The sequence below is a fragment of the Marinomonas colpomeniae genome, from assembly GCF_014803385.1.
Lineage (GTDB): Bacteria > Pseudomonadota > Gammaproteobacteria > Pseudomonadales > Marinomonadaceae > Marinomonas > Marinomonas colpomeniae.
This window is the reverse complement of sequence record NZ_JACYFC010000001.1, coordinates 294,767-318,862: the sequence shown is the minus strand read 5'-3', so window position 1 is coordinate 318,862 and position 24,096 is coordinate 294,767. Positions and strand designations below refer to the sequence as shown.

Below are 24,096 nucleotides of genomic sequence, written 5' to 3'. Positions count from 1 at the left end.
GGCGTTTTTATTTCATCAGGATATTAAAGTGTCAGATTAATAACTCTGCCAAATCATCAATAATCGCATCAGCACCAAGTGTTTTAAGATCAACATTTTGATGGTAACCATATGTCACCAAGGCACATTTGAAGCCCGCATTACTTGCCGCTTTAAAATCGGTAATTGAATCACCTATCATTAAACATTTATCAGGCAGCGCTTCGATGGCTTCACTACAATGCAGCAGAGGCATACCAGAAGGCTTCTTTTCTTCTAATGTGTCACCGCCCAGTAACCAAGCAAAATGCTCTGTCAGTTCAAAGTGATCTAACATAGGCTTAATAAAACCACTCGGTTTATTGGTGACCAAGGCTACCGGCACACCATTATGCTTAAAGGCCTTTAGCAAGGCGTTTACATTAGGGTACAAGGTCGTTCCATCCACCAAATGAGCATGATAATGAGTAAGAAAAATTCGATAGGCCTCCTCATACTTACTAGGGTCGATACTTGCCCACTCCAATGCTTGCTCTATTAATTTTGTAGAGCCAAAGCCAATCCAAGTACGAACCAGTTTTTCACCAGCGAGTGGCACATTAAATTCTAATAAAAACGCATCAACTGCATTAGCAATATCTGGAACGCTATCCATTAAAGTGCCATCTAAATCTAAACACACTAATTCAGGCCAACCTTCAAACCACTTAGAAAAATAGGTAGGAGTCTTCATTAACCCACGCTCGCTAATTCTTTACGCATCATATCAATAACCGCTTTGTAATCAGGTTTACCATAGATAGCCGACCCAGCAACAAAGGTATCTGCACCTGCCCTCGCTATCTCAGCAATATTCTTTTCACTTACGCCACCATCAACCTCTAAACGAATATCGTAATCACTAGCATCAATCAAAGCTCTCGCTTCGCGTAATTTATCTAATGTACCTGGAATAAAAGATTGTCCGCCAAAACCTGGGTTAACCGACATCAACAAAACCATATCAATTTTATCCATCACATGCTTAAGGTAGTGCAGCGGCGTCGCAGGGTTAAACACAAGACCAGCTTTACAGCCTCCGTCTCTTATCATTTGTAAAGATCGGTCAATATGCTCACTTGCTTCAGGGTGAAAAGTAATAATAGAAGCACCTGCCTCAATAAATTCACCTATCATACGATCAACAGGCTTCACCATAAGATGCACATCTATATCTGCTGTCACACCATGCTTACGCAATGCTTTACAGACCATAGGGCCAATCGTTAAATTGGGAACATAATGATTATCCATCACATCAAAGTGTATGATGTCTGCTCCCGCTTCAAGAACTTGATCTACTTCTTCGCCTAATCGAGCAAAATCGGCCGAAAGGATCGAAGGGGCGATAATAAAATTATTCATATCTGACTCCAGCGGTGACACAATAAAAAATTATTTTAAAATATGTCATTATGTTAACAAGGCACACAAAAGAAGTATTGAAAACAATGAAGAAAAATACAGCGCTGTTCAACATCTTAATCACATTTATGTTATTAAGTACTTGTACTCTATCGTTTGCCGAAGATTCTGCGCCTGAAAGCGAAGTGGCTGGTGACAGTACCGCCATACAAAATACGACATCTGAAGATAATAATTCTGTGGATAAAGTTTATATTATCCCCACTCCCCAAGCCTCACGTATTAGCGCCTTAGAAAACTCACTGAAAATTCGACGCCTTACTCACCAAATAAACATATTGGAAGCTAACGAGGAACCTTTTCTGACGCTTTACCAACCCTCTTTAACCAGTTCAACTCAAGGTTGCACTATTATTTTACATAGCGACAACGAGCATCCAGATTGGCCAGATGCCGTTGCACCTCTGCGTAATAGTTTGCCAAAACATAGCTGGTGTACGATATCCATCGAAGTACCCGATATAACCAAGCGAGCAGAGCCCGTAAGCACTCTGATAGAAACAAAAGAAGAAAGCGGCCCTCAAATACTAGAATTGCCAAATCAAGAAATGGTGTTTGCACGAATCATTGCGACAATGAACAAGGCTCAAAATGACGGTGTAGAAAAATTTACCTTTTTGGGATACAAGACTGGCGCTGCTTACGCGCTAAATTTCTTAGCCAATAACCAAACAACCGCTGAAGCATTAATGCTAATTGATATCGAAACGCCATCAACAATAACAAATTACAACCTTGCTCAACAAATTCGCAAAGTTCCTCAACCGATACTTGATTATTATGTAAACAGTAACGCAGGAAGTAATCAATTTGCTACATGGCGTAAACAAGCCGCAAACCAGAGAACTGAAGCAATAGGTGATTTCATACAGTTAGACTCGGTACCAGATAGAGTAACTGGAAAGAAAAGCAAACAATTATTGGTACAGCGCGTACGTGGATTTTTAAAACAAAATACAAGTCAAATAGATCAAAGAAAAACATTACCAAGCGTAAAAAAAGGGCTTTTCTATGAAAGCCCTTAATTACAATTTATCGATCACTTAAAAAACTAGGCAAACAAAAAAACGTCCAGGAGAGTCACTTACTTCCGAGAGTTTTTAACTAACTCATATGCGGATTGAATTTCCTGTGTTTTTTCTTTCGCTAGTTCAATCATTTCCTTAGGTAAACCTTTCGAACTCAGTTTATCAGGATGATTCTTGCTCATTAATCTACGGTAAGCCTTTTTAATATCAGCATCATTCATATCAGCAGTGACACCAAGCACTTCATAAGCTGACTTCAATAAGTCTTTTGATCCCATACTATCCGGAGAAGATTGATAACCCTGTCTAAAGTGTGCTTGTTGTTTCACTTGGATATGCAATGCTTCAAATTCTGCAACAGAAATACCAAGATGAGCACACACCTGAGAAACAAACGACTTTTCTTCTACACTAAAATGGCCATCTGCATAAGCAGATACCAACAACACCTCCAATAACGTACGAGTAAGATCACCAGGACCAACTACGTCTCTAAAATTATTAAGCACTGTAATAAGATCAAAATTGGCTGATTTACCTTCATTAAACAATTGTCTCGCTTGCTCTTGAGCAACCGGCGATAACCTCAGGCGCTGCATAACAGATTGAGCTAACTGAATTTCCGCTTCCGACACCTGACCATCGGACTTTGCCAAACGCCCCATCAAAAGAAATAAAGTACGAAAAAATGTTTCTTGCTGTAAACGCACATTAGCTCGACCACCGATACTGCCAAAAGCCCCGCCAACCTGGGTTCTATCGACTAAACTGCCAACAATAAACCCTAAAAAACCACCTAAAAAACCACCTAAAATATAGCCCAAAATGGCGCAAACAACTTTCCACATAAAGATATTTCTCCAGAATCTGTAGCCCCTATGGGCCTGCTTAGATTATCATTTGCCTTATTACATGAATCTGCTTAATAAGCAGTATCCCATTTCGGACAATAATTAGTGGTAACAAGTATAACCTGCATGCTTAAGCATTTACGAACCTACAGCATTTTTTTGCAAAGTCTTTTCATTTTACCCCTTGCTGAAGCGCAAGCGAATCAATGGGATTGGACGCCTAAAGAATCCCTCACTGCTGAACAGCAGACACAGCTTGGCCAATATTGTCAGGGTTCATATATTAACAACTGGCAAGCCACAAACACACAAAACACGAATCTCGCTGCCGATCTAATTGTTCGAGATGCAGACGGGGTAATATACCTTGAAGGTGCTGCTCAAATAATTCAGCCTACTAATACACTTTCAGCTGATAAGATAAAAGGCATTCCTGATGAATACTATCAGGCCAACGGCAATGTAATATTGCGTAGCGAAGACCTACTTATTCGTGGCTCAAGCAGCTATATATCAGGCAAAGGCAACACATCGTCCAAATTCACGAACGCTCAATTCCTCAACCATGACACTAGCTCTCGTATTGAAGCAGAGTCGCTAACATACGATCAAAATGGCGTAATATTTATAGAAGAAGGCTTTTTCACAACTTGTGAACCAAACGAGGAAAGCTGGAAACTCTATGGCAGCTCAATAGAACTTGACCAACACAGTGGTTTCGGCACAGCAAAGCATGTCCAAATTCATATAGCAGGCATACCTGTTTTTTACTTTCCGTGGCTACGGTTTCCCATCGATGAGCGTCGCCACACTGGATTATTATTTCCCAATGTGAGCTACTCTAGTTCAAACGGCCTTGGTATCTCGGCGCCTTTCTATTGGAATATAGCACCAAACTACGACGCAACCATTACTCCTAATTATCTGCAAGAAAAGGGCGCAGGTATTGACTTAGAGTTTCGCCATCTAAGCTCATACGGTGAAACTGTCTACGAACAATCAACTTTTGATGATGTGGATGAAGGTGAGCAAACACTGCTTAAACTGACCTCAGATCAGAAATTCAACCCTTACTTCAGTGCCGGGTTGACTATCGAGGCCAATCCGACAGAAGAAAAATACCCCGAGGCAAATACAACGTCGATTGGAGAAGAAGACAGTTACGAACGTAGTGCTTATGTAAGTTTCAATAATGGAAATTTTCTCAACAAACTTACTTACTTAACCTACCAAACGCCTGACGACTCAGAAGATCAACCATTTGAATGGCTACCACGCTTTAGCAGTTCCTACGATATAGCAAGCACTTACTTTGAATATGACATAGAAGCACAATACACAGACTTCTATGATCCAGATGAAGATGACTTTGACGGTCAGCGTACAGTCATCAATCAAGACCTTCAGCTAAATTTTGAAAACACATGGGGAAGCATCACTCCAGGTATACTCGGGCAATTTCGAGATTACACCACTCACGACTACACAACTAATTCAGATAGCACCACTTCTATTTCCCACATAACTGGCTATATTGATTCATCTTTAGATTTTGAACGTCGGCTCATACTTCATAACAATACATGGAGGCAGACCCTCACTCCTCGTCTCAGTTATTTAAATGCACCTTTTAAAGACCAGGATGAAATAGAAGACTTTGATGCCAGCGACCCCACATTGACCTATTCACAAGCCTTCAGTCACACACGTTTTGATGGTAATGACCGTATTGGTGATACAGAGCAAGTCACATTTGGCTTAGAAAGTCGTCTGTATGATGAAAAGAATAATGAAAAATGGACATTCAAAGTAGGACAAGTCTTCTATTTAAAAGATCGCTATGTTGATATAAGTGGTGATACTGATGAGAGTACAGCCATTGATGATTCAGAACAAAGTGATTTACTGACGTCTGCCAGTTACAATGGTGACCGTTATAGTCTTACTAGCAATTTAAATTACGACTTACATGAAGATGAAGTCAGTCTAGCTCAAATTATTGCTAAATTAGAACCAGTAGATGACGTCAAAATACATTTAAGTTATTTGTATTCTATTAATAATACAGACTCAGATGACGATACCGATGAAGCAAGTATTGGCACTGTCTTTCCGTTAAATCAAAACTGGTCATTTTACTCGCAATATACATACGACTTCTTAGACAAACAAGCGACTAAACAAGTCTCAGGATTAGGTTATGAAAACTGCTGTATGAAGGTATCATTGAGCTATCAGGATTGGCTCGATGACGATGACGAATTTGATAGAGGCGTCTTTTTACAATTTACTTTACGTAGTTTAAGCACCGTTGGTAGCGCTAATAGCGAAACCAGTATTGCTGACACTTACTGGAACCAAGGAAAAGTTGGATATTAACCATGAAGTTGTTTTCTTTTTTATCTTTTATTGTATTAACACTGACTCCCCTAAAAACACTCAATGCTGCCCCAATAAAAGTTGACGGTATTGCAGCTATTGTTGACTCTCAACCCATTTTTGAAAGTGATATTCAAAATCGTTTTCAAATCGTTAAAGATCGTATTCCAGGGGGAGTAATAACAGACAATATACATCGCCAAATCTTAAACCAAATGATCGATGAAGCACTACAAGTAAACTACGCACGTAAAATAGGTATGCGAGCCTCCAGTTCAGATGTTGACAAAGCAATTCTTGGTGTGGCCAAAAATATGAATTTAGATTTGCAAGGATTGAAAACGATACTTGCAAATAAAGGCATTAATTTCGCTCGTTATCGCGATCAAATTGAACAAGAATTTTTGATTAATAATGTAAAGCGAGAAATTATTAAAAAGCGTATTTCAATCTCTGACCAAGAAATTGATGATTACCTTAGCTCAAGCGACAGCATTACCAAAGAAAAGGATCAGGTTCATCTTCGCCATTTACTTATACGAGCAAGTGATCCAGCGAAAGCCGAAGCTACAATAAAGTCCATTGCAGAATCAATTAGCACAGAAGAAGGTTTTATTCAACAAGCCATCGAAAATTCTGACGGTCAATTTGCAATTGAAGGTGGTGACTTAGGATGGCGCCCACTGAACCAGCTTCCACCACTGTTTGTCCGAGCCTTAGAAACAGAAGAAGGCCCTCTTATTGGACCGCTACAAAGTAACGCTGGCTATCACTTATTATGGCTTATAGACAAAAGAACACCGTCTGTGACATTGCAACAGCAAACTAAAACACGACATATCTTAGTTCGTGCAAATGAAATTAGAAATCTATCGCAGACTGAAGAGCTTGCTGATGAGCTTTATGCAAAACTAAAAAATGGCGCTGACTTTACCGCAACAGCCAAAGAATATAGCGAAGATCAGGGTTCAACACTACAAGGTGGTGACCTTGGCTGGGTAACACCTGGCACCATGGTTCCAGAGTTCGAAGCCATGATGGATAAAACCGATGTTGGCGATATTAGCAAACCGTTTAGAACTCAATTTGGCTGGCATATTTTAGAAGTCGAAGGTCGTAGAGAAGCAGATATTAGCGACAAGGTAAAACGTCAAAACGCAAAACAAGCCTTAACAACACAAAAGCAAGATGTTGTACTTGGTAATTGGCTTGATGAATTACGTGCAGACGCCTTCATTGATAAAAAGAAATAAGAGTAAAACGATGGCTAATAATACGGCAGGCTCATTTCCCATTATTGCCATTACTTCCGGTGAGCCTGCGGGAATCGGGCCGGATATAATTTTAAGCACGCTGACCGAGCATGAATTTTCTGCTCGCTTCGTTATTTTGGCGGATTCAGAGTTACTTAAAGACAGAGCTAAAACCCTCGGGCTGACTGCGAATATTATTTGCCTTGAAAAACAAGACCATACAATTCCCCATAAAAAAGGCGATATTCACGTATCGCCAATCACCCTCGCTCAAAAAACCATAGCAGGAACATTAGACGTCGCCAATTCTCCTTACGTTTTAGAGACACTAAAACAAGCAGGTGAAGGCTGTATCAATCAAAAGTTTGATGCCATCGTCACACCTCCTGTTCACAAGGGCATATTGTGTGAAACTGGTGTCCACTTTTCTGGACATACTGAATTCTTCCAAGCTCAATGCCAGTCTCCTCATGTCGTCATGATGCTCGCAACAGAGGCAATGAAGGTTGCTTTAGTTACCACTCACTTACCTTTAAAAGATGTATCGGCAGCAATAACAGAGAAAAGTATCAGCCTTGTGGTTAAAGCCCTAAACAAAGACTTACAAGAAAAATTTAATATTAAACATCCAAAAATTTTAGTCTGTGGACTAAACCCACACGCTGGTGAAGATGGCCATCTTGGTATGGAAGAGATTAACGTCATCATTCCAACACTCAATAAACTTCGCCAAGAAGGATTGAACCTAATCGGTCCTCTACCTGCAGACACTCTATTTACACCAAAATACCTAGATGATGCAGATTGCGCATTGGCGATGTATCACGATCAAGGCTTACCTGTGTTAAAATACTCAGGCTTTGGTAACGCCGTTAATATTACATTAGGCTTACCTATCATAAGAACATCTGTCGACCACGGCACAGCTATTGATTTAGCTGGTACAGGCAAAGCAAATAACGGCAGCCTTAAAGTGGCCATTCAACATGCTATTAACATGGCAAATAACGCGAAAAAGTTTTCTAAATGAGCAAACAACAACCCCATAAAGCAAGAAAAAGATTCGGTCAAAACTTCCTTCATGATCACGGCGTTATTCGACGCATTGTTGCTTGCATCGGACCCAAAAAAGGTCAACGCCTTGTAGAAATTGGACCGGGTAAAGGCGCTTTAACAGAAGGAATTATTAGCGTAACAGAACGTATGGATGTGGTTGAGCTTGACCGTGATTTAATTCCTATTTTAAAAGTGAATTTGTTTAAATTCCCTGATTTAACCGTTCATGAAGCCGATGCAATGAAGTTCGACTTCACTTCACTTAAAACAGACGAGCAAAAAATTCGTGTTGTCGGCAACCTACCTTACAACATATCAACGCCGCTGATTTTCCACCTACTAAGCCAAGCAGACGTGATTGAAGACATGCACTTCATGCTTCAAAAAGAAGTTGTCGATCGTTTAGCCGCTCGCCCAGGTGATAGCCTTTATGGTCGCCTAAGCGTAATGGCTCAATACTACTGTTCTGTAGAGTCTCTTTTTATTGTTGGCCCTGAGTCGTTTGACCCTGCGCCAAAAGTAGATTCTGCGATTGTCAGAATGACACCTCATAAAACACTCCCTTATCCAGTCAATAATATTAAAACACTAGAAGACATGGTTCGCACTGGCTTCCAACAACGCCGCAAGACATTACGTAACAACTACAAAGGTGTATTGGACAACGAAGACTTTGCAGCGCTTGAAATTGACCCTGGCTTACGACCAGAAAGACTTGATGTAGAAGATTTTGTGCGCATTACAAACTATGTTCTGAACAAGGAAGGTTGAATGGAAAAATACGATGTCGTCGTTTCAGTTCGCACTGAATACATTGTAAGCCAATCAACACCAGCTGAATCTCGCTACGTATTTGCTTATCATGTTTCTATTACAAATTGTGGTACACAGCCAGCTAAACTTCAAACGCGTCATTGGGTTGTTACCAATGGCAATGAGCAAGTGCAAGAAGTTAAAGGCAGTGGTGTCATTGGAGAATATCCACACCTTGAATCTGGTGAGTCCTTTCACTACACAAGCGGCACCGTCATGGACACGGTCGTTGGTAGTATGCAAGGCAGTTACCAATTTTTAGCTGACGACGGCACCGAATTTGATGCTCTGATTCGCCCTTTCACTTTATTTGTTCCAAATCAGGTGCACTGAGACCATTATGGCAACGTATGTTATCGGAGATTTACAAGGCTGCTTACCCCAACTCATACAGCTACTAGAGCAAATAAATTACCACCCTGAACAAGACAACCTGTGGTTTGCTGGAGACCTTATTAATCGAGGTCCAGCATCACTTGAAACTTTACGTTTCATTAAATCTCTAGGGAACAATGCAACGGTTGTTCTTGGTAATCATGATCTGCATTTACTTGCTGTTGCTCATGGTCATGGTCAACTTAAGCGTAAAGACACGCTTGCTGAAATATTAACAGCGAGTGACCGTGACGATTTAATCCATTGGCTTCGTCAACAACCTTTGTGCCATTATGACTCTCAGTTAAATGCAGTAATGACTCATGCAGGCATACCTCCTTGTTGGGATTTAGACAAAACACTGGCGCTAGCAAAGGAAGTTGAAGACACTCTTAAATCAGACTCAGCCAATGACTTTTTTGCCGCCATGTATGGCAACACACCGGACACATGGCAAGATAATTTAACAGGGACAGATCGACTACGTACTATCACCAATTATTTAACACGTATGCGATTTTGTGATTCAGCCAGCAAACTTGATTTAAAATCAAAAGAAGGCGTTGGTACAGCATCAGAAGGATATGCCCCTTGGTTCAACTATCCAACTCAAGTACCAGAACATTGCCATATTGTTTTTGGTCATTGGGCTGCTATTGAAGGAATCACTCAGCAGGCACGAATACATGCGCTAGACACAGGCTGCGTTTGGGGTGGAAGCTTAACCGCCCTACGCTTAGAAGACAGGCAACGCTTTAGTACTCCTTGCACTATTAACCGGAAGAATTCATGACCTATACTTGTATCGACATCGCAGACGCCCTCCCTATTATTGAAAATGACGCCGCTATCGTAGATATCCGCGACTTAGTTAGCTTTCAAACCAGCCACATAACCAACGCGATTAGCTTAACTAACGATAACGTACAAACTTTTATTGATTCAGCTAAAAAACAACAACCTATCGTTGTTTGTTGTTACCACGGTAATAGTAGTAAAGGTGCCGCTGAATACCTTGCATCTCAAGGCTTTACTGAGGTTTACTCATTGAACGGTGGCTTTAGTCAGTGGAGCGCTATGTTTCCAGAACAATGTGAAATGGATCACTAATATTTTATGACCTCTTACCAAGTTTACCTTGTTGGCGGCGCCGTCAGAGATGCCTTACTTAATATCCCTGTGGTTGACCGTGATTGGGTTGTCACCGGCGCAACACCAGAACAGCTTGAGCAGCAAGGCTACCAGCAAGTAGGTAAGCAATTTCCTGTTTTTTTGAACCCTAAAAGCAAAGAAGAATATGCCCTCGCTCGTAAAGAAAAAAAACAAGGAGCAGGTTATACAGGATTTATCTGTGATTTTTCTCCTGACATTAGCTTGGAAGAAGACTTAGAACGACGAGACCTAACCATTAACGCGATAGCAAAAACTCAAGATGGCAACTTCATAGATCCATTCAATGGTCAACAGGATCTCAAAAACCGTCTCTTTCGCCATGTATCGGATGCCTTTGTAGAAGACCCGCTCAGAGTATTAAGAGTCGCTCGATTTGCCGCTCGCTTTCATAACCTTGATTTCAAGATTGCACCAGAAACCATGTCTCTCATGAAAACCATTAGTGACTCAGGTGAATTGTCCACATTAAGTGCGGAACGTGTTTGGAAAGAACTTGAAAAAGCCCTTAATACGAAACATTCAGATGTTTTCTTTTTAGTCTTACAAGAAGCAAAAGCTCTAAAGAAACTGTTTCCTGAATTTGTTTGGTCAAACTATTCAGACAAAAATCCATTAGAGAAACAGGTGAATTTAACACCAGCACAGCGCTGGGCCATCCTCACCAAAGACACACCATTAACTCAGCTAGATCAATTACATCAACACATCAGAACCCCAAATCAATTCAAAACGCTCGCAGAACAAGTTCGCGGATTTTTAGAAAACCAAACTATCCCTATGAATGCACCTGATTGGGAAAATTGGTTAATGTCCGTTAATGCCATAAAAAAACCTCAACCATTTATATTACTGATTGAGGTTCTAAGTCATTTAACCAATAGCGAACAAAAAGACTGGCAAGCATTACGCGATGCCATTGCCATAATTAATGCAGCAAGCCTAATGAAGCAAGGCTTTGCTGGTGCAGAATTAGGTCAAGCGTTAAAACAAGCACGAATTGATACGCTCGACAAAATGCTCACCCCTCTTATCAATTAAGCCTGCCTGTAAATTTTCACACCAACGGAAGCCGCTGCAGCTATAGCACCAGGCTTGCGTAAAACAAGAGTCACGGCGCTTAATGTAAATGCGGCAATTAATTCCTCTACCAAACGTTCTGCCAGAGTCTCAATAAGCTCAAATTGTCTTTTTTCACAAAATGCTAAAATGAAATTTGAAATGGCTTCATAATCCAATGTTTTAGACAAATCGTCGGTTGCGGCTGGCACACGGTTATCATGTGCCATTTCCAAATCAAACACCAAGTCCTGCTGGATCTGTTTTTCCCAATCATACACACCAATAACAGCACGCGCTTTCAAGCCTTCAATAAAGACTAGATCTTTCATATTAAGACTCCTTTAACGGTGGCAATTCAGACAAAGGCCAACGTGCACGAATAGATAAACTCAAGCCAGACGATTGGCCATGTAATAAACGCTGAGCACCTGCATAGGCAATCATCGCACCATTATCTGTACAAAATTCTGGTCGCGCATAAAACACATTTGCTTTGATTTTTTTCAACTGTGCCTCTAGTTGCTCTCGCAATCTCTCATTAGCACTAACACCACCAGCAATAATTAATTGCTTTAATCCTTCAGCCTCTAATGCTCGACGGCACTTTATTACCAAGGTATCCACAACCGCTGTCTCAAACGCCAAAGCTGCATCGGCTTTAAACTGCTCATCACAACGCTCTTCATCTAATGCTAAATGCACAGCCGTAAGAAAAGCAGTCTTTAATCCACTGAAACTAAAGTCTAATCCAGGTCGGTCCGTCATAGGTCTAGGAAGCTTAAGCCCTGACTTTGGATTACCTTTTTTTGCTAGAGCTGCTATTTGTGGACCACCAGGATAAGGTAAACCTATCATTTTAGCCGCTTTATCGAACGCCTCACCTGCCGCATCATCTAACGATTGACCTAAAAGACGATATTCTCCAATAGCATCGACACGAACCAATTGTGTATGACCACCAGAGACCAACAAGGCAATAAATGGCATTTCAGGCTGCGACTCTTCTAGCATAGGCGCCAGAAGATGGCCTTCCATGTGATGAACACCTAACGCAGGAATCCCTAACGAATACGCCAAAGACCGCCCAATTGTCGCGCCAGCCATTAAAGCGCCCACCAAACCTGGCCCGCTCGTATACGCAATCGCGTCTAATTGATTTTTAGTCATGCCCGCTTCCAGCAAAACCTCATCAATCAAGGGAAGGGTTTTACGCACGTGATCACGGGACGCCAATTCAGGCACCACTCCACCATATTCGGCGTGCTGAGCAATTTGAGAGTAAATTTTGTGAGCGATTAAGCCTTTATCCGTATCATAAATGGCAATACCGGTTTCATCACAAGAGGTTTCTAATCCCAATACTTTCATCAGAATAATCTCATTAATAATTTGCGCGCATTGTACCTTATCTATAACTACCATAGCAGAGCCAAAATGCATTTACTTAAACACGCGAGCGCAAATCTTATTAGACAAGGGAAACTAAAAACATTATAATGCCCGCGTTTTCAATGTTTAAATTATAAGGCAGGTGATTTTTCTCGTTTGGCGCATAGCTTCCAAAGTAAGCAATATGGCGGACCAAACACAACTCTTGGTAAAATATTAACAGTTACAGACGCGACATCAGTCTGTTCAGGGTTAGAAAAATCGATCATCTTGATGGATGGTCTACTCTGTTCAACAAAAGCGCGCTTTGAAAGCCCATTAAATACGGGTATGATTCACGCCGTTTTTGTGAATACTTAAACTTAAAAAAACATATTTGAAGGTAAAAACATGCCAGCAGTAAAAGTAAAAGATAACGAACCATTTGACATCGCTCTACGTCGTTTCAAACGCTCTTGTGAAAAAGCAGGCGTTTTGGCTGAAGTTCGTCGTCGTGAATGCTACGAAAAACCAACTACTCTTCGCAAACGTGCTGCAGCTGCTGCTGTTAAACGCCACGCTAAGAAAGTTTCTCGTGAGCAGAAAAAATTCCAACGTTTGTACTAGGTCGATCTGCCGTTTGGCAATTTGCTAAAAAACAAATGTCTGCCTAGACGCACATTGCATTTAGGCTTATAAAAAACGGCTAGTTAACAAACTAGCCGTTTTTTTTGTTTATATACTTGCCTACTAGAAAGTAAAGAGGATCCGATGTCAGAATTAAAAAAACACATTTCAGATACGCTAAAAACAGCAATGCGTGCTAAAGAAAAGCAACGTGTAACAGTAATTCGTACGATTCTATCTGAGTGCAAAAAAATTGAAATTGATGAGCGCATCGAACTTAATGATGCTCGCGTATTAGCCGTTCTAGACAAAATGAACAAACAACGCAAAGACTCAAACCAGCAATTCATCGATGGCGGCCGTGAAGATTTAGCCAAAATCGAACAAGAAGAAATGCTCATTATTAGTGAGTTCTTACCTACACCATTGACTGACGAAGAAGTCGGTGAGATTGTGAAAGCCGCTATTACAGAAACTGGTGCCAATTCGATGCAACAAATGGGCGCTGTTATGGCTATTGTTAAGCCACAAGTTCAAGGCCGTGCCGACATGGCGCAAATCAGCAAACAAGTAAAAGCACAACTAGGCTAGCACCATGGCGGGACGCATTCCTGATCAGTTTATTGACGAGCTTTTAGCTCGAACCGACTTAACCGATGTGGTTGCGTCTCGCATTAGCCTAAAAAAAACAGGACAGAACTACAGCGGCCTCTGTCCTTTCCACAATGAAAAAAGCCCTTCTTTTAGCTTAAATCCTAACAAGCAGTTTTATTATTGCTTTGGCTGCGGGGCTGGCGGCAACGCCATTTCATTTGTAATGGAACACGATCACCTAGATTTTGTTGATGCTATCGAGGTTCTGGCCAAAGACGCTGGTATGGAAGTCCCTAGAGAGCAAGGGGCACCAGATAGATATGAACAAAATGCAGAATTATTAAAACGCCTATCAGAGAGTTCTCAGTTTTATCAAAAACAACTAACTCAACACCCTGACAAGAAAAAAGCCACCGACTATCTTTCAAAAGACCGCGGACTATCAGGTCAAATAGCCAAAGTATTTGGTTTAGGATATGCACCAGCAGGCTGGGACAACCTATTAAAAGACGTAGGTACTAGAGCAGAAAGCCAAGAACAACTACTCCATGGCGGCATGCTCATCGAGAAAAAAGAACAGCCAGGCCATTATTATGATCGCTTCCGCGACCGAATTATTTTCCCTATTCGCGACTCTCGCGGTCGAGTTATCGCCTTTGGCGGGCGCGCTTTTGGAGACGAAAAGCCAAAGTATTTAAACTCTCCTGAAACTCCTGTTTTTCAAAAAAGCCAAGAACTCTACGGCTTATTTGAAGCCAAGCAAAATACACCTATATTCGATCAAATCATCGTTGTTGAAGGCTATATGGATGTTATCGTACTAGCGCAGCACGGCATAACCAATGCCGTCGCCACGCTTGGGACCTCGGTTAACAGCCAACATATACGCAAACTTTTTAAGTTAGTTAGTAAGGTAATACTCTGCTTTGATGGCGACAAAGCCGGTCGTGCCGCAGCCATTCGCGGGTTAGAAGCATCCCTACCGGTAATGCAAGATGAAAAACAAGTTCGTTTCTTGTTTTTACCTGACGGTGAAGACCCAGACTCCCTTGTTCGAAAAGAAGGCAAAGAAGCATTTAACCACCGACTAGAAGATTCTTCATCGCTATCCCACGTACTTTTAGAGCACGCTAGAAACCAGGTCACACTGGGGGATGAAGAAGGCGAAGCCCAATTCACTCGCAATGCCATGAGCATGATCCAACAAATACCCAAAGAGCTCACTTTTCGCTCAATCCTTATCAAACAACTAAGCGACCAATCAGGAATAGATAAAGACACTCTTGGCAACACAGCAATACCAAAGACTAGACACCAACAACAGAACACTACTGAATCATCCGCTGCGCCAGAGCATACATCGAACACCACTAGCGATGAGGAGTACTATTACCCTCCAGCAACATACGATGAATACGATAGCCAACCAAGCCAAGAATACAGCACACCAACACATTATGATTCGGGTAAGAAAAGCACCTTTAAAAAAGGCGGAAAATTCAATAAGTTCAAAGAAAAAGAAGTCTATTTTCCACCAGCACCTTCTAGTCTTAGTCGTATAAAGCAAGCTTCATTATGTCTATTGCTTCACCCTCACATTGCAAAAGAAATTGATATTCCCGATCCTTTGATCAATCAGGCAAATGATGAATTACAAACACTTTGTAAAATCTGGCGCTATTTTTCAAAATACCCCAACCACAACACAGGTCATTTGCTAGGAAGCGCGAATAACACTCAAATAATTCAAGAAATCCAAACACTATTAAATCATCCAGATGCAATAATAAAGCTCGACATTCCAAACCCAGAAAAAGAAGTAATTGACACAATATCCTTCAAAGAAAATAAACTTGGCGAGGAATACTTGAAAAACAAAGGCCCCGCATCCATAGATACAGATGAAAACAAGCAAGACATCCGTAATCGGATAGAACAGATGAGACAAAAAAAATCATAATTTTTGCGTGATTTTCGTCTAAATAAAAGATGAAAATCTAGATAAAAGTGATTATTTTTGGTATAATCCGCGGCTTGCTAAAATCCAAATAATTTTCTAACGATAGGTTGTCGAATGCCAGACACTCAACAGTCACGTCTCAAAGAGCTGATCGCCAAGGGTAAAGAACAAGGTTACTTAACTTTTGCGGAAGTTAATGACCACCTCCCCGATGACCTTTCTGACCCGGAGCAAGTTGAAGAAATTATTGCCATGATTAACGACATGGGAATTACCGTTTCTGAAGTTGCTCCCGATAAAGATAGCCTTCTTATGGAAGAAGGCGATTCTACAGACGAAGCTGCCGCTGAAGAAGCCGCCGCCGCTTTAGCTGCTGTAGAAGGTGATATCACCAGAACAACAGACCCTGTTCGTATGTATATGCGTGAAATGGGTACGGTTGAACTACTAACTCGTGCCGGTGAAATCGCTATTGCAAAACGTATCGAAGAAGGTACACGTGAAGTTATGGCCGCAGTATCTTACTTCCCTGGTGCTGTAGATGTATTGCTTGATGCATACGCTAAAGTAGTGGAAGAAGAAGGCCGTCTGAGCGACATTTTCAGTGGATTCATCGATGGTGATGGCGAAGAGCCTGTTTTTGAAGAAGCCGTTGTTGAAGAACCAATTGTGGAAGAAACGCCAGATACTGACGACGATGACGATTCAGATGATGACGAAGAAGAAGAAACGGATAACGGTCCTGACCCTGAAGAGACTGCATTACGTTTCAATGATATCGCACGTATTTATAACGAACTAAAAGTTTTGCTAGAAACAAGCAATCGTCAAGATCCTGCTGTTCAGAGTAAACAAGAAGAGTTGAGTATTAGTTTTGCTCCGATTAAATTAGTTCCTAAGATATTTGATAACCTAGTTGATCGCGTTCGCTCACGTATGACAAAAGTACGTGATCAGGAACGTCTTATCATGCAGGTATGTGTTCGTAAATCAGGCATGCCTAGAACAGAGTTTCTAAAACGCTTTCCAAGCAATGAAACTAATCCTGATTGGCTAAAAGAACAGATTGCAACAGGTGCTGGCTATGCAGCTGCGCTTGAAGAACACGAATCTGAGTTTATGCGTAGTCAACGCAAGCTTCGTGCGGTAACAAAAGACACAGGCTTAACTATCGCTGAGTTAAAAGAAATCAACCGTCGTATCTCAATCGGTGAGACTCGCTCTCGTCGTGCGAAGAAAGAAATGGTTGAAGCAAACTTACGATTGGTTATCTCGATTGCAAAAAAATACACCAACCGTGGTCTACAGTTCTTGGATTTAATTCAAGAAGGCAACATTGGCCTAATGAAAGCAGTTGATAAGTTTGAATATCGTCGTGGTTATAAATTCTCGACTTATGCCACTTGGTGGATTCGTCAGGCAATTACTCGTTCGATTGCCGACCAAGCTCGCACCATCCGTATTCCTGTGCATATGATTGAAACGATCAATAAACTGAATCGTATATCTCGTCAGATGCTTCAGGAAATGGGCCGCGAAGCAACACCAGAAGAACTCGCTACTCGCATGGATATGCCAGAAGATAAGATTCGCAAAGTACTGAAAATTGCGAAAGAACCTATCTCTATGGAAACACCTATCGGCGACGACGAAGATTCACACCTAGGTGACTTTATCGAAGACGATGGCGCTGAATCCCCTATCGATATCGCAACGATTGAAGGCTTACGTGAATCAACTACTATGGTTCTTTCTGGCTTAACAGCTCGAGAAGCCAAAGTACTACGTATGCGTTTTGGTATTGACATGAATACTGACCACACGCTTGAAGAGGTTGGTAAACAGTTTGATGTAACGCGTGAGCGTATCCGTCAAATCGAAGCAAAAGCATTGCGTAAATTGCGCCACCCAAGTCGTTCGGAACACCTACGAAGCTTTCTTGACGAATAAGTAATTATTCATCAAGAATAGCCGTTCAAAAAAGCCGCTGCCATAAACAGCGGCTTTTTTATTACTAAAAACATCTATTAAAATAAGCATAAGCAATAAAACTGTCATACACTCTAATTAGAGTATGGATAACGACAGTGGAGCCTAGCTTGCTAAAAAACCATAACCCTCATCAGTACAACCTTACACACATCCTCTCTCCATCAGGAGAAACGCTTAACGAGATAAACACCACCTTAGCAAATTTTTTATCATACTCTCTGCACCATTTGTTTCATTCGTTCATTTCCCTTTCAAAAGAAAACTTCATGTTCATAACAGGAGTAATACTCTATGGAAAAAATCTACGTACTTGATACCAATGTGTTATTGCACGACCCTTTGGCGATTTATGCTTTTGCCGAACATAAAGTCATCATCCCTATGACTGTCTTAGAGGAGTTAGATGTTATAAAAGACAGACGAGACAAAGATGTTAGTCGTGAAGCACGTGTCGCCATTAACACCATAGATAAAATAGTGGGCAACGCATCACCAAAGGAACTACAAGCTGGCGTACCGATTCAAATATTAGAAGGTGACGAGTTCACCCAAATTAAAGGCTGCGAAGGCACTTTAGGTATTTTTCCAGATCAACAAATCACCCTTACCGACAATATTCCATTCCTAAACGGTAACCACGACCACGCTAATGATAATCGTATTATCAATGTAGGGCTCAGTTTACAAGCAACACACCCTCGCTCTTCAGTATGTCTTGTCACCAAAGACATAAACATGCGCATCAAAGCAAAAGGATCTGGACTTGAAAGAGTTGAAGACTATCGAAAGGACCGAGTACTTGATGACTTAGACTTAATGAGTAAGGGGTACATTCACTTTTCAGATAGCTTTTGGTCTACTCTAGACAGCGTCAATACTGAAGCTCACGGACGGCATACAGTCCATTTAATTGACAAACACCACCTACCAAATATTCACTTAAATATGTTTGTCATTGATGATGAAGACTTTGTTGGCTTTGTCGTTAACATCGACCCAAAGTACATCTATTTACTCGATGTGAATAAGCAACACTTAATGAATCAAAATTTTTGGGGGATTCTACCTCGCAACCTAGAGCAAGCCATGGCGTTTTATTTACTACGCCACGATAACTCCGATCTTATGGTAATGACAGGCCCTGCAGGCTCAGGGAAAACCCTGTTGGCATTAGCTTATGGTCTACAAGTAACAATGGAAGAGAAGCGGTTTAATAAGATCATTGTGGCTCGCTCTACACCACCCATGGCTGAAGATATTGGTTTTTTACCTGGAACTGAAGAAGAAAAAATGGCGCCTTGGCTCGCCGCATTTGACGATAACTTAGAAATTCTACATGGCGCAGATGAACATTCTTTTAGCAGTATTGATTACGTTAAACAAAAAGCCAACATTCAATTCAAGTCATTAAACTTTATGCGAGGACGCTCTTTTAATAACGCATTAATTATCATCGATGAAGCACAAGGGCTAACTCAATTCCAATTAAAATCTATTGTCACTCGAGTCGGAAGTAATTCAAAAATAATTGTACTAGGCAACTTGGCTCAAATTGATAACAAATATATTACCCCACTTACCTCAGGACTCACTTATTTAGTGGAGAAATCTAAGTCATTTAAATACGCCAGCATCATGCATGTAAATGGAATTGAACGAAGCCGATTGGCTGAATTTGCAGAAGAGAATTTATAAACAGAAAATTCGTATAAAAAAAGGGAAAGACAGATATCTTTCCCTTTTTAGAGTTCTATTTTAAAAAAATCTTACTGAGAAACAGATTTTGCTAAAGCGGTAATTTCATCCCACTTTCCAGCACGAACCAAATCGGTTGGAACAATCCAAGAGCCACCAACACAAAGCACATTGGGTAGAGCAAGATATTCGCGGAAGTTGTCTGCGCCAATACCACCCGTTGGACAGAATTTAATCTGTGACAATGGACCACCGAAAGCTTTGAGGGCTTTCACACCGCCATTTACTTCTGCTGGAAAAAACTTGAAACGGTCGTAACCGTATTCCATTCCTAGCAAAATATCAGAAATGGTCGCTACAGCAGGCAAGTAAGGCACATCGTACTCTTTACCAACCGCCAATAGATCAGCCGTCATTCCAGGGCTAATGATAAATTGCGACCCTGCTTCAATTGCTTCAATATATTGAGCACGAGAACACACGGTACCAGCACCAACAATTGCTTCTGGCACTTCTTTACGAAGTGCTGTAATCGCTTCTAAAGCGATTGGGGTGCGTAATGTAACTTCTAAAACAGGTACGCCACCAGCGACAAGAGCCTTGCCTAGAGCAACAGCTTGCTCCACATTATCAACAACAATAACTGGAACAACAGGTGTCGCCGTCATTACCTGCTCAGCAGTATAAGAAGTACTCATTATATTTTCCTTTTTTAGACTTAATAATCGTGCCAGTTTCGACCATCTTTTATTGGTAACGCCATTGAAGCCGCAGGGCCCCAAGAACCCGATGCGTATTCTTTTGGCCGCTCACTTGTTTGACTCCAAGCAGACATAATACCGTCTACCCATTTCCAAGCCGCTTCTACTTCATCATACCGCATAAACAAGGTCGCATCATTGCGCATCACGTCTAATAACAAACGCTCATAAGCTTCTGGGCTACGTTTATCATTGAACGCTTCAGTTAAACTCAAGTTCAAATCAACAGGCTGGAGGTTCATACCCTCACTTGCGCCAGGCACTTTATTCATTACAGTCAAAGAAATTTTCTCTTCTGGCTGAAGGCGAATAATCAACTGGTTACGCTGCAACTGTCGGTTACTTTCATCGCTAAAAATACTGTGTGGCACTGCTTTATACTGAATAACAATCTCAGAATAACGCTGACCTAAACGCTTGCCTGTTCTTAGGTAAAACGGCACACCAGCCCAGCGCCAATTGTCGATATCCGCACGCAAAGCAACAAAGGTCTCGGTTCTTGAATCTGGGTTACTACCCTCTTCATCAAAGTAACCTTGCACCCCCTTACCTTTGATCATGCCTTTCGCATATTGACCACGAACGGTTTTGTTATAAGCATTAGCTCCAACAATTGGACGCAACGCTTTTAACACCTTAATTTTTTCATCACGTACTGAGTCTGCATCCATACGACCCGGAGGTTCCATAGCTACCAAGCACAACAGCTGTATCAAATGGTTTTGCACCATGTCACGCATGGCACCAGCGTTGTCGTAATACCCCCAGCGACCTTCAACACCAACCGTTTCAGAGACAGTAATCTGTACATTGTCGATATGTGCGCTTGACCAAAGAGGTTCAAAAAGCGTGTTACCAAAACGAATGGCTAACAAGTTTTGTACCGTTTCTTTGCCTAAATAATGGTCAATACGGAACGCTTGCTGCTCGTTGAAGTTTTTCATCACTTCATCATTAATCGCTCGTGAAGATTTAAGGTCACGACCTAGCGGTTTCTCTAGCACTACACGCATGCGATCTGCGTTCAGACCATGAGTCGCTAATGATGAACAAATAGAACCAAATAAATCAGGAGAGGTTGCCAAGTAGAAAACAACATCTCGATCATCGCCACCCACTTGGTGATCATTTAATCGAGAAAAATCTGACTCTTGCTGTGCATCAACAGAAACATAGCTTAAACGCTCTTTGAAACGAGGCCATGTTTTCTCGTCCCCAATGCTTGATGGAACAAACTCATCAAGTGCATCACGAACTTTTGCCTGATAGTCTTCTGTACTAACTTCCCGTCTTGAAGCCCCAATTATACGAGTCGTTGGAGCGAGTAAACCATCCATATCTAAATGGAACAAAGCAGGAAGCAACTTACGCATCGCAAGATCGCCACCACCACCAAAAATTACTACATCACAGGCCTTTAAACTTGCCTTCATTATTTTATTCTCCAACTAAACTAGGCTTTCGACACAAGATAAGAGGCATAACAAGCACATCCCATCAGCCCTGGGTATTCAGACATCACAACAAAGGTAGGAATAGGTGAAACAAATTCCTTCATACGCCCTTTGTCCTGCATAGCATCACGGAAACCACTACTAAGGATTTCATTTAAATATCTAGGAACAATACCACCCGCAATGTAAACACCACCACGAGATTCTACAGATAAAACAAGATCACCAATAACACGACCTAAAAAGACAAAAAACTGCTCTAATGCGGCAACGGCAATAGGATCAGTCCCTAACGCCAACGCTTCACCAATTTGCGGCGCCGTTAAGCGTCTTTCGACACCTTCACGCAAAGCTATAGCCTCATAAATATTTTCAAGCCCCATTCCAGAAAGAACTCTTTCTGCTGAAACTCGCTTATGGCGCTTACGAAGAAACTTTAATATATCGTCTTCAAGATCACTACAAGAAGATAGATCTACATGACCACCCTCTCCCGGCAAAATAATATTAGGCCCGTGATCCTGAGGAACAACACAAGAAACACCTAAGCCTGTACCTGCACCAACTACCCAACAAGGACCCTTAGGGTCAACAGTTGAATGATCACCGACAACGACTAAGTCTTTTGGTGAAAGCACTTCTAGACAATGGCCAACAGCATCAAAATCATTCAATAGGGCAACAGGCTTATTATCACCAAAGTAAGATTGCACTTCTTCACGTGTAAAGTGCCAAGGATTATTCGAAAAGCGTATAACAGGCTGATTAACTGGGCCTGCAATAGCTAGAACAACGGCATCGATATCAGCCATATCAACACTACAGCTACCAATATAATCCGCTGCAGCGGCAAAGAAATCGTTGTAATTTTTACAAGGAAGCACTCTAACTTCTAGAGGTTCATATTGATGAATGGGAACTAAGGCAAAACGAGCATTAGTTCCACCAAGGTCAGCAATCAAAGCATGGGACATAAACGAACCCTAATAATATTTTCTGAAATTTTACAACAAAATAAATCGTAAAAATACAATAACCCTTAAAAACACACCATTTCATGTAATAAAATTACGAAACTATCTGAGTCTATTTAAAAACTTAAAGACTTTAGTTGGCACCAATCTCTTTCGGTTATTTTTGTAGTCATAAAGGCGTTCATCCGCCACTTTCAGTAAATTTTTGTAGTTACTAGGCGCGTCAGACATAACACTCGCACCACCAAAGCTAATAGTAATAGGGACAAGGTTAGATTTATACCTTAAAGGATTAGATTGTAGATATTCTTGAATTGATTCAGCGACCAAAAGTGCTTGTTCGTAGTTTTTCCCTGGCATAACAAAAACAAACTCATCACCGGCAAAGCGAAAAGCCAAACCTTGTTTATGTACATACTTAAGCAAGCGCTTAGCAATATATTCTAAAACCTCATCTCCACAGTTATGCCCTAAGGTATCGTTGATTGACTTAAAAGCATCACAATCAATAAAGACGACCGTCAAATCTCGCTGCTGTCGTTTAGAACGAGTAAATTCACGGTCTAACATTAACTCTAATTGCCGGCGATTCAACAACCCAGTCAAAGGATCACGAGTTGCTAAATATTCTAATTTTTCTCGTGCTGTGACATTGCTCAAACAAATAGAAATTTTAATCGCAAGCTGGTCAAGCAAGAAAGTATCCTTGGTAGAAGCATCATATCGTGTACTGTCTGAATCAGCCTGACAAAACAAACCAACCAACTCCCCATCAATAGTCAAAGGAGAGATTGCAACAGAAGAAATAATATCTCGATAAACGTCAGGGACAATTTCCCAGCACTCATTCAGATTTGTATTTACCAGAACCGTTTTATTACTCGATTTAATAATGTCGATCATAGAGCGACGTTTTGTAAACAATACGCGATCACGTAAATCGGGCATTTTTTCCAAGCTTTCTATCAGATGTGATAGAGGCGCTTCATTAATGAGATTCACCCAAACATAGGGGACATTAAAGTGCTTTTGCACTTCTTTTGTTAAGGTAGATACAAACTGATCACAACGACCAATCGAAAGAATACAGCGCTCTATTTCAAAAAATTTGCGCGCAATTCCTTCATTATGCCTAACATTTTCTATTAATTCGTTGATGTCATGCATTCATATGCCCTACCGCTCAAATATTAGGCGACTCATTATTTTTCATAAAAGCCCATATCTGAAAATATAATAGG

Annotated in this window: 24 protein-coding genes; 15 read left to right on the top strand and 9 right to left on the bottom strand. The window is 41.1% G+C overall.

Annotation, left to right across the window (positions count from 1 at the left end; all coding sequences use genetic code 11):
• Nucleotides 1–31 precede the first annotated feature (31 nt).
• Both IF202_RS01545 and rpe read right to left on the bottom strand, forming a co-directional pair.
• On the bottom strand, nucleotides 32–712 hold the full coding sequence (locus tag IF202_RS01545; protein ID WP_191593109.1) for a phosphoglycolate phosphatase: 681 nt from the start codon (nucleotides 710–712) through the stop codon (nucleotides 32–34).
• Entirely contained in the window at nucleotides 712–1,383 is a 672-nt protein-coding gene (rpe, locus tag IF202_RS01540) for a ribulose-phosphate 3-epimerase (protein WP_191593108.1), read from the bottom strand. Before rpe ends, IF202_RS01545 begins: the two co-directional genes overlap by 1 nt.
• Before the next feature lie 86 nt (nucleotides 1,384–1,469).
• Here rpe and IF202_RS01535 point away from each other — a divergent pair, with 86 nt between their 5' ends.
• Entirely contained in the window at nucleotides 1,470–2,468 is a 999-nt protein-coding gene (locus IF202_RS01535) for a DUF3530 family protein (protein WP_191593107.1), read from the top strand.
• Nucleotides 2,469–2,527: 59 nt separating this feature from the next.
• On the opposite strand, the gene djlA is transcribed toward IF202_RS01535, so the two are convergent.
• The gene (djlA, locus tag IF202_RS01530; protein ID WP_191593106.1) at nucleotides 2,528–3,319 is read right to left on the bottom strand and encodes a co-chaperone DjlA; all 792 of its coding nucleotides are present in this window, start codon (nucleotides 3,317–3,319) and stop codon (nucleotides 2,528–2,530) included.
• A 129-nt stretch (nucleotides 3,320–3,448) separates the two neighbouring features.
• On the opposite strand from djlA, the gene IF202_RS01525 reads away from it, so the two are divergent.
• From IF202_RS01525 to IF202_RS01490, 8 genes are read left to right on the top strand one after another with little or no spacing between them, the layout of a single operon-like run.
• Nucleotides 3,449–5,701 (top strand): LPS-assembly protein LptD, encoded by a 2,253-nt coding sequence (locus tag IF202_RS01525; protein WP_191593105.1) that lies wholly within the window; start codon nucleotides 3,449–3,451, stop codon nucleotides 5,699–5,701.
• Between the two features lie 2 nt (nucleotides 5,702–5,703).
• On the top strand, nucleotides 5,704–6,954 hold the full coding sequence (locus IF202_RS01520; protein ID WP_191593104.1) for a peptidylprolyl isomerase: 1,251 nt from the start codon (nucleotides 5,704–5,706) through the stop codon (nucleotides 6,952–6,954).
• 10 nt (nucleotides 6,955–6,964) lie between these two features.
• Complete coding sequence (gene pdxA, locus IF202_RS01515; RefSeq protein ID WP_191593103.1) at nucleotides 6,965–7,984, top strand: 4-hydroxythreonine-4-phosphate dehydrogenase PdxA; 1,020 nt, start codon at nucleotides 6,965–6,967, stop codon at nucleotides 7,982–7,984.
• Nucleotides 7,981–8,781: a 16S rRNA (adenine(1518)-N(6)/adenine(1519)-N(6))-dimethyltransferase RsmA gene (rsmA, locus tag IF202_RS01510; protein ID WP_191593102.1), complete on the top strand. Its 801-nt coding sequence runs from the start codon at nucleotides 7,981–7,983 to the stop codon at nucleotides 8,779–8,781. Before pdxA ends, rsmA begins: the two co-directional genes overlap by 4 nt.
• Complete coding sequence (apaG, locus tag IF202_RS01505; RefSeq protein ID WP_191593101.1) at nucleotides 8,782–9,156, top strand: Co2+/Mg2+ efflux protein ApaG; 375 nt, start codon at nucleotides 8,782–8,784, stop codon at nucleotides 9,154–9,156.
• A gap of 7 nt (nucleotides 9,157–9,163) precedes the next feature.
• Nucleotides 9,164–9,991, top strand: coding sequence for a symmetrical bis(5'-nucleosyl)-tetraphosphatase (locus IF202_RS01500; protein WP_191593100.1), 828 nt, complete (start codon nucleotides 9,164–9,166; stop codon nucleotides 9,989–9,991).
• On the top strand, nucleotides 9,988–10,308 hold the full coding sequence (glpE, locus tag IF202_RS01495; RefSeq protein ID WP_191593099.1) for a thiosulfate sulfurtransferase GlpE: 321 nt from the start codon (nucleotides 9,988–9,990) through the stop codon (nucleotides 10,306–10,308). Before IF202_RS01500 ends, glpE begins: the two co-directional genes overlap by 4 nt.
• 6 nt (nucleotides 10,309–10,314) lie before the next feature.
• Nucleotides 10,315–11,409: a tRNA nucleotidyltransferase gene (locus tag IF202_RS01490; RefSeq protein WP_191593098.1), complete on the top strand. Its 1,095-nt coding sequence runs from the start codon at nucleotides 10,315–10,317 to the stop codon at nucleotides 11,407–11,409.
• Here IF202_RS01490 and folB read toward each other — a convergent pair.
• Nucleotides 11,406–11,759, bottom strand: a complete 354-nt coding sequence (gene folB, locus IF202_RS01485) for a dihydroneopterin aldolase (protein ID WP_191593097.1) — start codon at nucleotides 11,757–11,759, stop codon at nucleotides 11,406–11,408. The two genes, IF202_RS01490 and folB, sit on opposite strands and share 4 nt — an antisense overlap.
• 1 nt (nucleotide 11,760) lies before the next feature.
• On the bottom strand, nucleotides 11,761–12,798 hold the full coding sequence (gene tsaD, locus IF202_RS01480) for a tRNA (adenosine(37)-N6)-threonylcarbamoyltransferase complex transferase subunit TsaD (protein ID WP_191593096.1): 1,038 nt from the start codon (nucleotides 12,796–12,798) through the stop codon (nucleotides 11,761–11,763).
• A 177-nt stretch (nucleotides 12,799–12,975) separates the two neighbouring features.
• On the opposite strand from tsaD, the gene IF202_RS01475 reads away from it, so the two are divergent.
• From IF202_RS01475 to IF202_RS01450, 6 genes are all read left to right on the top strand, one after another.
• On the top strand, nucleotides 12,976–13,179 hold the full coding sequence (locus IF202_RS01475; RefSeq protein ID WP_191593095.1) for a hypothetical protein: 204 nt from the start codon (nucleotides 12,976–12,978) through the stop codon (nucleotides 13,177–13,179).
• 30 nt (nucleotides 13,180–13,209) lie between these two features.
• Complete coding sequence (rpsU, locus tag IF202_RS01470) at nucleotides 13,210–13,425, top strand: 30S ribosomal protein S21 (RefSeq protein WP_009835737.1); 216 nt, start codon at nucleotides 13,210–13,212, stop codon at nucleotides 13,423–13,425.
• A gap of 144 nt (nucleotides 13,426–13,569) precedes the next feature.
• Nucleotides 13,570–14,016, top strand: coding sequence for a GatB/YqeY domain-containing protein (locus IF202_RS01465; RefSeq protein WP_191593094.1), 447 nt, complete (start codon nucleotides 13,570–13,572; stop codon nucleotides 14,014–14,016).
• A gap of 4 nt (nucleotides 14,017–14,020) precedes the next feature.
• Nucleotides 14,021–15,979, top strand: coding sequence for a DNA primase (dnaG, locus tag IF202_RS01460; RefSeq protein ID WP_191593093.1), 1,959 nt, complete (start codon nucleotides 14,021–14,023; stop codon nucleotides 15,977–15,979).
• Between the two features lie 114 nt (nucleotides 15,980–16,093).
• Nucleotides 16,094–17,929: an RNA polymerase sigma factor RpoD gene (gene rpoD, locus IF202_RS01455; RefSeq protein WP_191593092.1), complete on the top strand. Its 1,836-nt coding sequence runs from the start codon at nucleotides 16,094–16,096 to the stop codon at nucleotides 17,927–17,929.
• A gap of 333 nt (nucleotides 17,930–18,262) precedes the next feature.
• Nucleotides 18,263–19,666: a PhoH family protein gene (locus IF202_RS01450; protein WP_191593091.1), complete on the top strand. Its 1,404-nt coding sequence runs from the start codon at nucleotides 18,263–18,265 to the stop codon at nucleotides 19,664–19,666.
• 71 nt (nucleotides 19,667–19,737) lie between these two features.
• Here the strand turns inward: IF202_RS01450 and IF202_RS01445 are convergent, their stop codons facing one another.
• The 4 genes from IF202_RS01445 to IF202_RS01430 form a co-directional block, all read right to left on the bottom strand.
• The gene (locus tag IF202_RS01445; protein ID WP_191593090.1) at nucleotides 19,738–20,364 is read right to left on the bottom strand and encodes a bifunctional 4-hydroxy-2-oxoglutarate aldolase/2-dehydro-3-deoxy-phosphogluconate aldolase; all 627 of its coding nucleotides are present in this window, start codon (nucleotides 20,362–20,364) and stop codon (nucleotides 19,738–19,740) included.
• 20 nt (nucleotides 20,365–20,384) lie between these two features.
• A complete protein-coding gene (gene zwf / locus IF202_RS01440; protein ID WP_191593089.1) occupies nucleotides 20,385–21,860 on the bottom strand; it encodes a glucose-6-phosphate dehydrogenase in 1,476 nt (491 codons plus the stop codon).
• A 20-nt stretch (nucleotides 21,861–21,880) separates the two neighbouring features.
• Nucleotides 21,881–22,855: a glucokinase gene (gene glk, locus IF202_RS01435; RefSeq protein WP_191593088.1), complete on the bottom strand. Its 975-nt coding sequence runs from the start codon at nucleotides 22,853–22,855 to the stop codon at nucleotides 21,881–21,883.
• 102 nt (nucleotides 22,856–22,957) lie between these two features.
• A complete protein-coding gene (locus IF202_RS01430) occupies nucleotides 22,958–24,022 on the bottom strand; it encodes a sensor domain-containing diguanylate cyclase (RefSeq protein WP_191593087.1) in 1,065 nt (354 codons plus the stop codon).
• Between the last annotated feature and the right edge of the window lie 74 nt (nucleotides 24,023–24,096).

Coding starts and splice junctions, on each gene's coding strand:
- IF202_RS01520 (WP_191593104.1), top strand. CDS start 5,704: ATGAAGTTGTTTTCTTTTTTATCTTTTATTGTATTAACACTGACTCCC.
- djlA (WP_191593106.1), bottom strand. CDS start 3,319: ATGTGGAAAGTTGTTTGCGCCATTTTGGGCTATATTTTAGGTGGTTTT.
- zwf (WP_191593089.1), bottom strand. CDS start 21,860: ATGAAGGCAAGTTTAAAGGCCTGTGATGTAGTAATTTTTGGTGGTGGT.
- apaG (WP_191593101.1), top strand. CDS start 8,782: ATGGAAAAATACGATGTCGTCGTTTCAGTTCGCACTGAATACATTGTA.
- IF202_RS01545 (WP_191593109.1), bottom strand. CDS start 712: ATGAAGACTCCTACCTATTTTTCTAAGTGGTTTGAAGGTTGGCCTGAA.
- IF202_RS01525 (WP_191593105.1), top strand. CDS start 3,449: ATGCTTAAGCATTTACGAACCTACAGCATTTTTTTGCAAAGTCTTTTC.
- glk (WP_191593088.1), bottom strand. CDS start 22,855: ATGTCCCATGCTTTGATTGCTGACCTTGGTGGAACTAATGCTCGTTTT.
- dnaG (WP_191593093.1), top strand. CDS start 14,021: ATGGCGGGACGCATTCCTGATCAGTTTATTGACGAGCTTTTAGCTCGA.
- IF202_RS01430 (WP_191593087.1), bottom strand. CDS start 24,022: ATGCATGACATCAACGAATTAATAGAAAATGTTAGGCATAATGAAGGA.
- rpoD (WP_191593092.1), top strand. CDS start 16,094: ATGCCAGACACTCAACAGTCACGTCTCAAAGAGCTGATCGCCAAGGGT.
- rsmA (WP_191593102.1), top strand. CDS start 7,981: ATGAGCAAACAACAACCCCATAAAGCAAGAAAAAGATTCGGTCAAAAC.
- rpsU (WP_009835737.1), top strand. CDS start 13,210: ATGCCAGCAGTAAAAGTAAAAGATAACGAACCATTTGACATCGCTCTA.
- IF202_RS01450 (WP_191593091.1), top strand. CDS start 18,263: ATGGAAAAAATCTACGTACTTGATACCAATGTGTTATTGCACGACCCT.
- IF202_RS01500 (WP_191593100.1), top strand. CDS start 9,164: ATGGCAACGTATGTTATCGGAGATTTACAAGGCTGCTTACCCCAACTC.
- folB (WP_191593097.1), bottom strand. CDS start 11,759: ATGAAAGATCTAGTCTTTATTGAAGGCTTGAAAGCGCGTGCTGTTATT.
- IF202_RS01445 (WP_191593090.1), bottom strand. CDS start 20,364: ATGAGTACTTCTTATACTGCTGAGCAGGTAATGACGGCGACACCTGTT.
- IF202_RS01490 (WP_191593098.1), top strand. CDS start 10,315: ATGACCTCTTACCAAGTTTACCTTGTTGGCGGCGCCGTCAGAGATGCC.
- IF202_RS01535 (WP_191593107.1), top strand. CDS start 1,470: ATGAAGAAAAATACAGCGCTGTTCAACATCTTAATCACATTTATGTTA.
- rpe (WP_191593108.1), bottom strand. CDS start 1,383: ATGAATAATTTTATTATCGCCCCTTCGATCCTTTCGGCCGATTTTGCT.
- tsaD (WP_191593096.1), bottom strand. CDS start 12,798: ATGAAAGTATTGGGATTAGAAACCTCTTGTGATGAAACCGGTATTGCC.
- pdxA (WP_191593103.1), top strand. CDS start 6,965: ATGGCTAATAATACGGCAGGCTCATTTCCCATTATTGCCATTACTTCC.
- IF202_RS01465 (WP_191593094.1), top strand. CDS start 13,570: ATGTCAGAATTAAAAAAACACATTTCAGATACGCTAAAAACAGCAATG.
- glpE (WP_191593099.1), top strand. CDS start 9,988: ATGACCTATACTTGTATCGACATCGCAGACGCCCTCCCTATTATTGAA.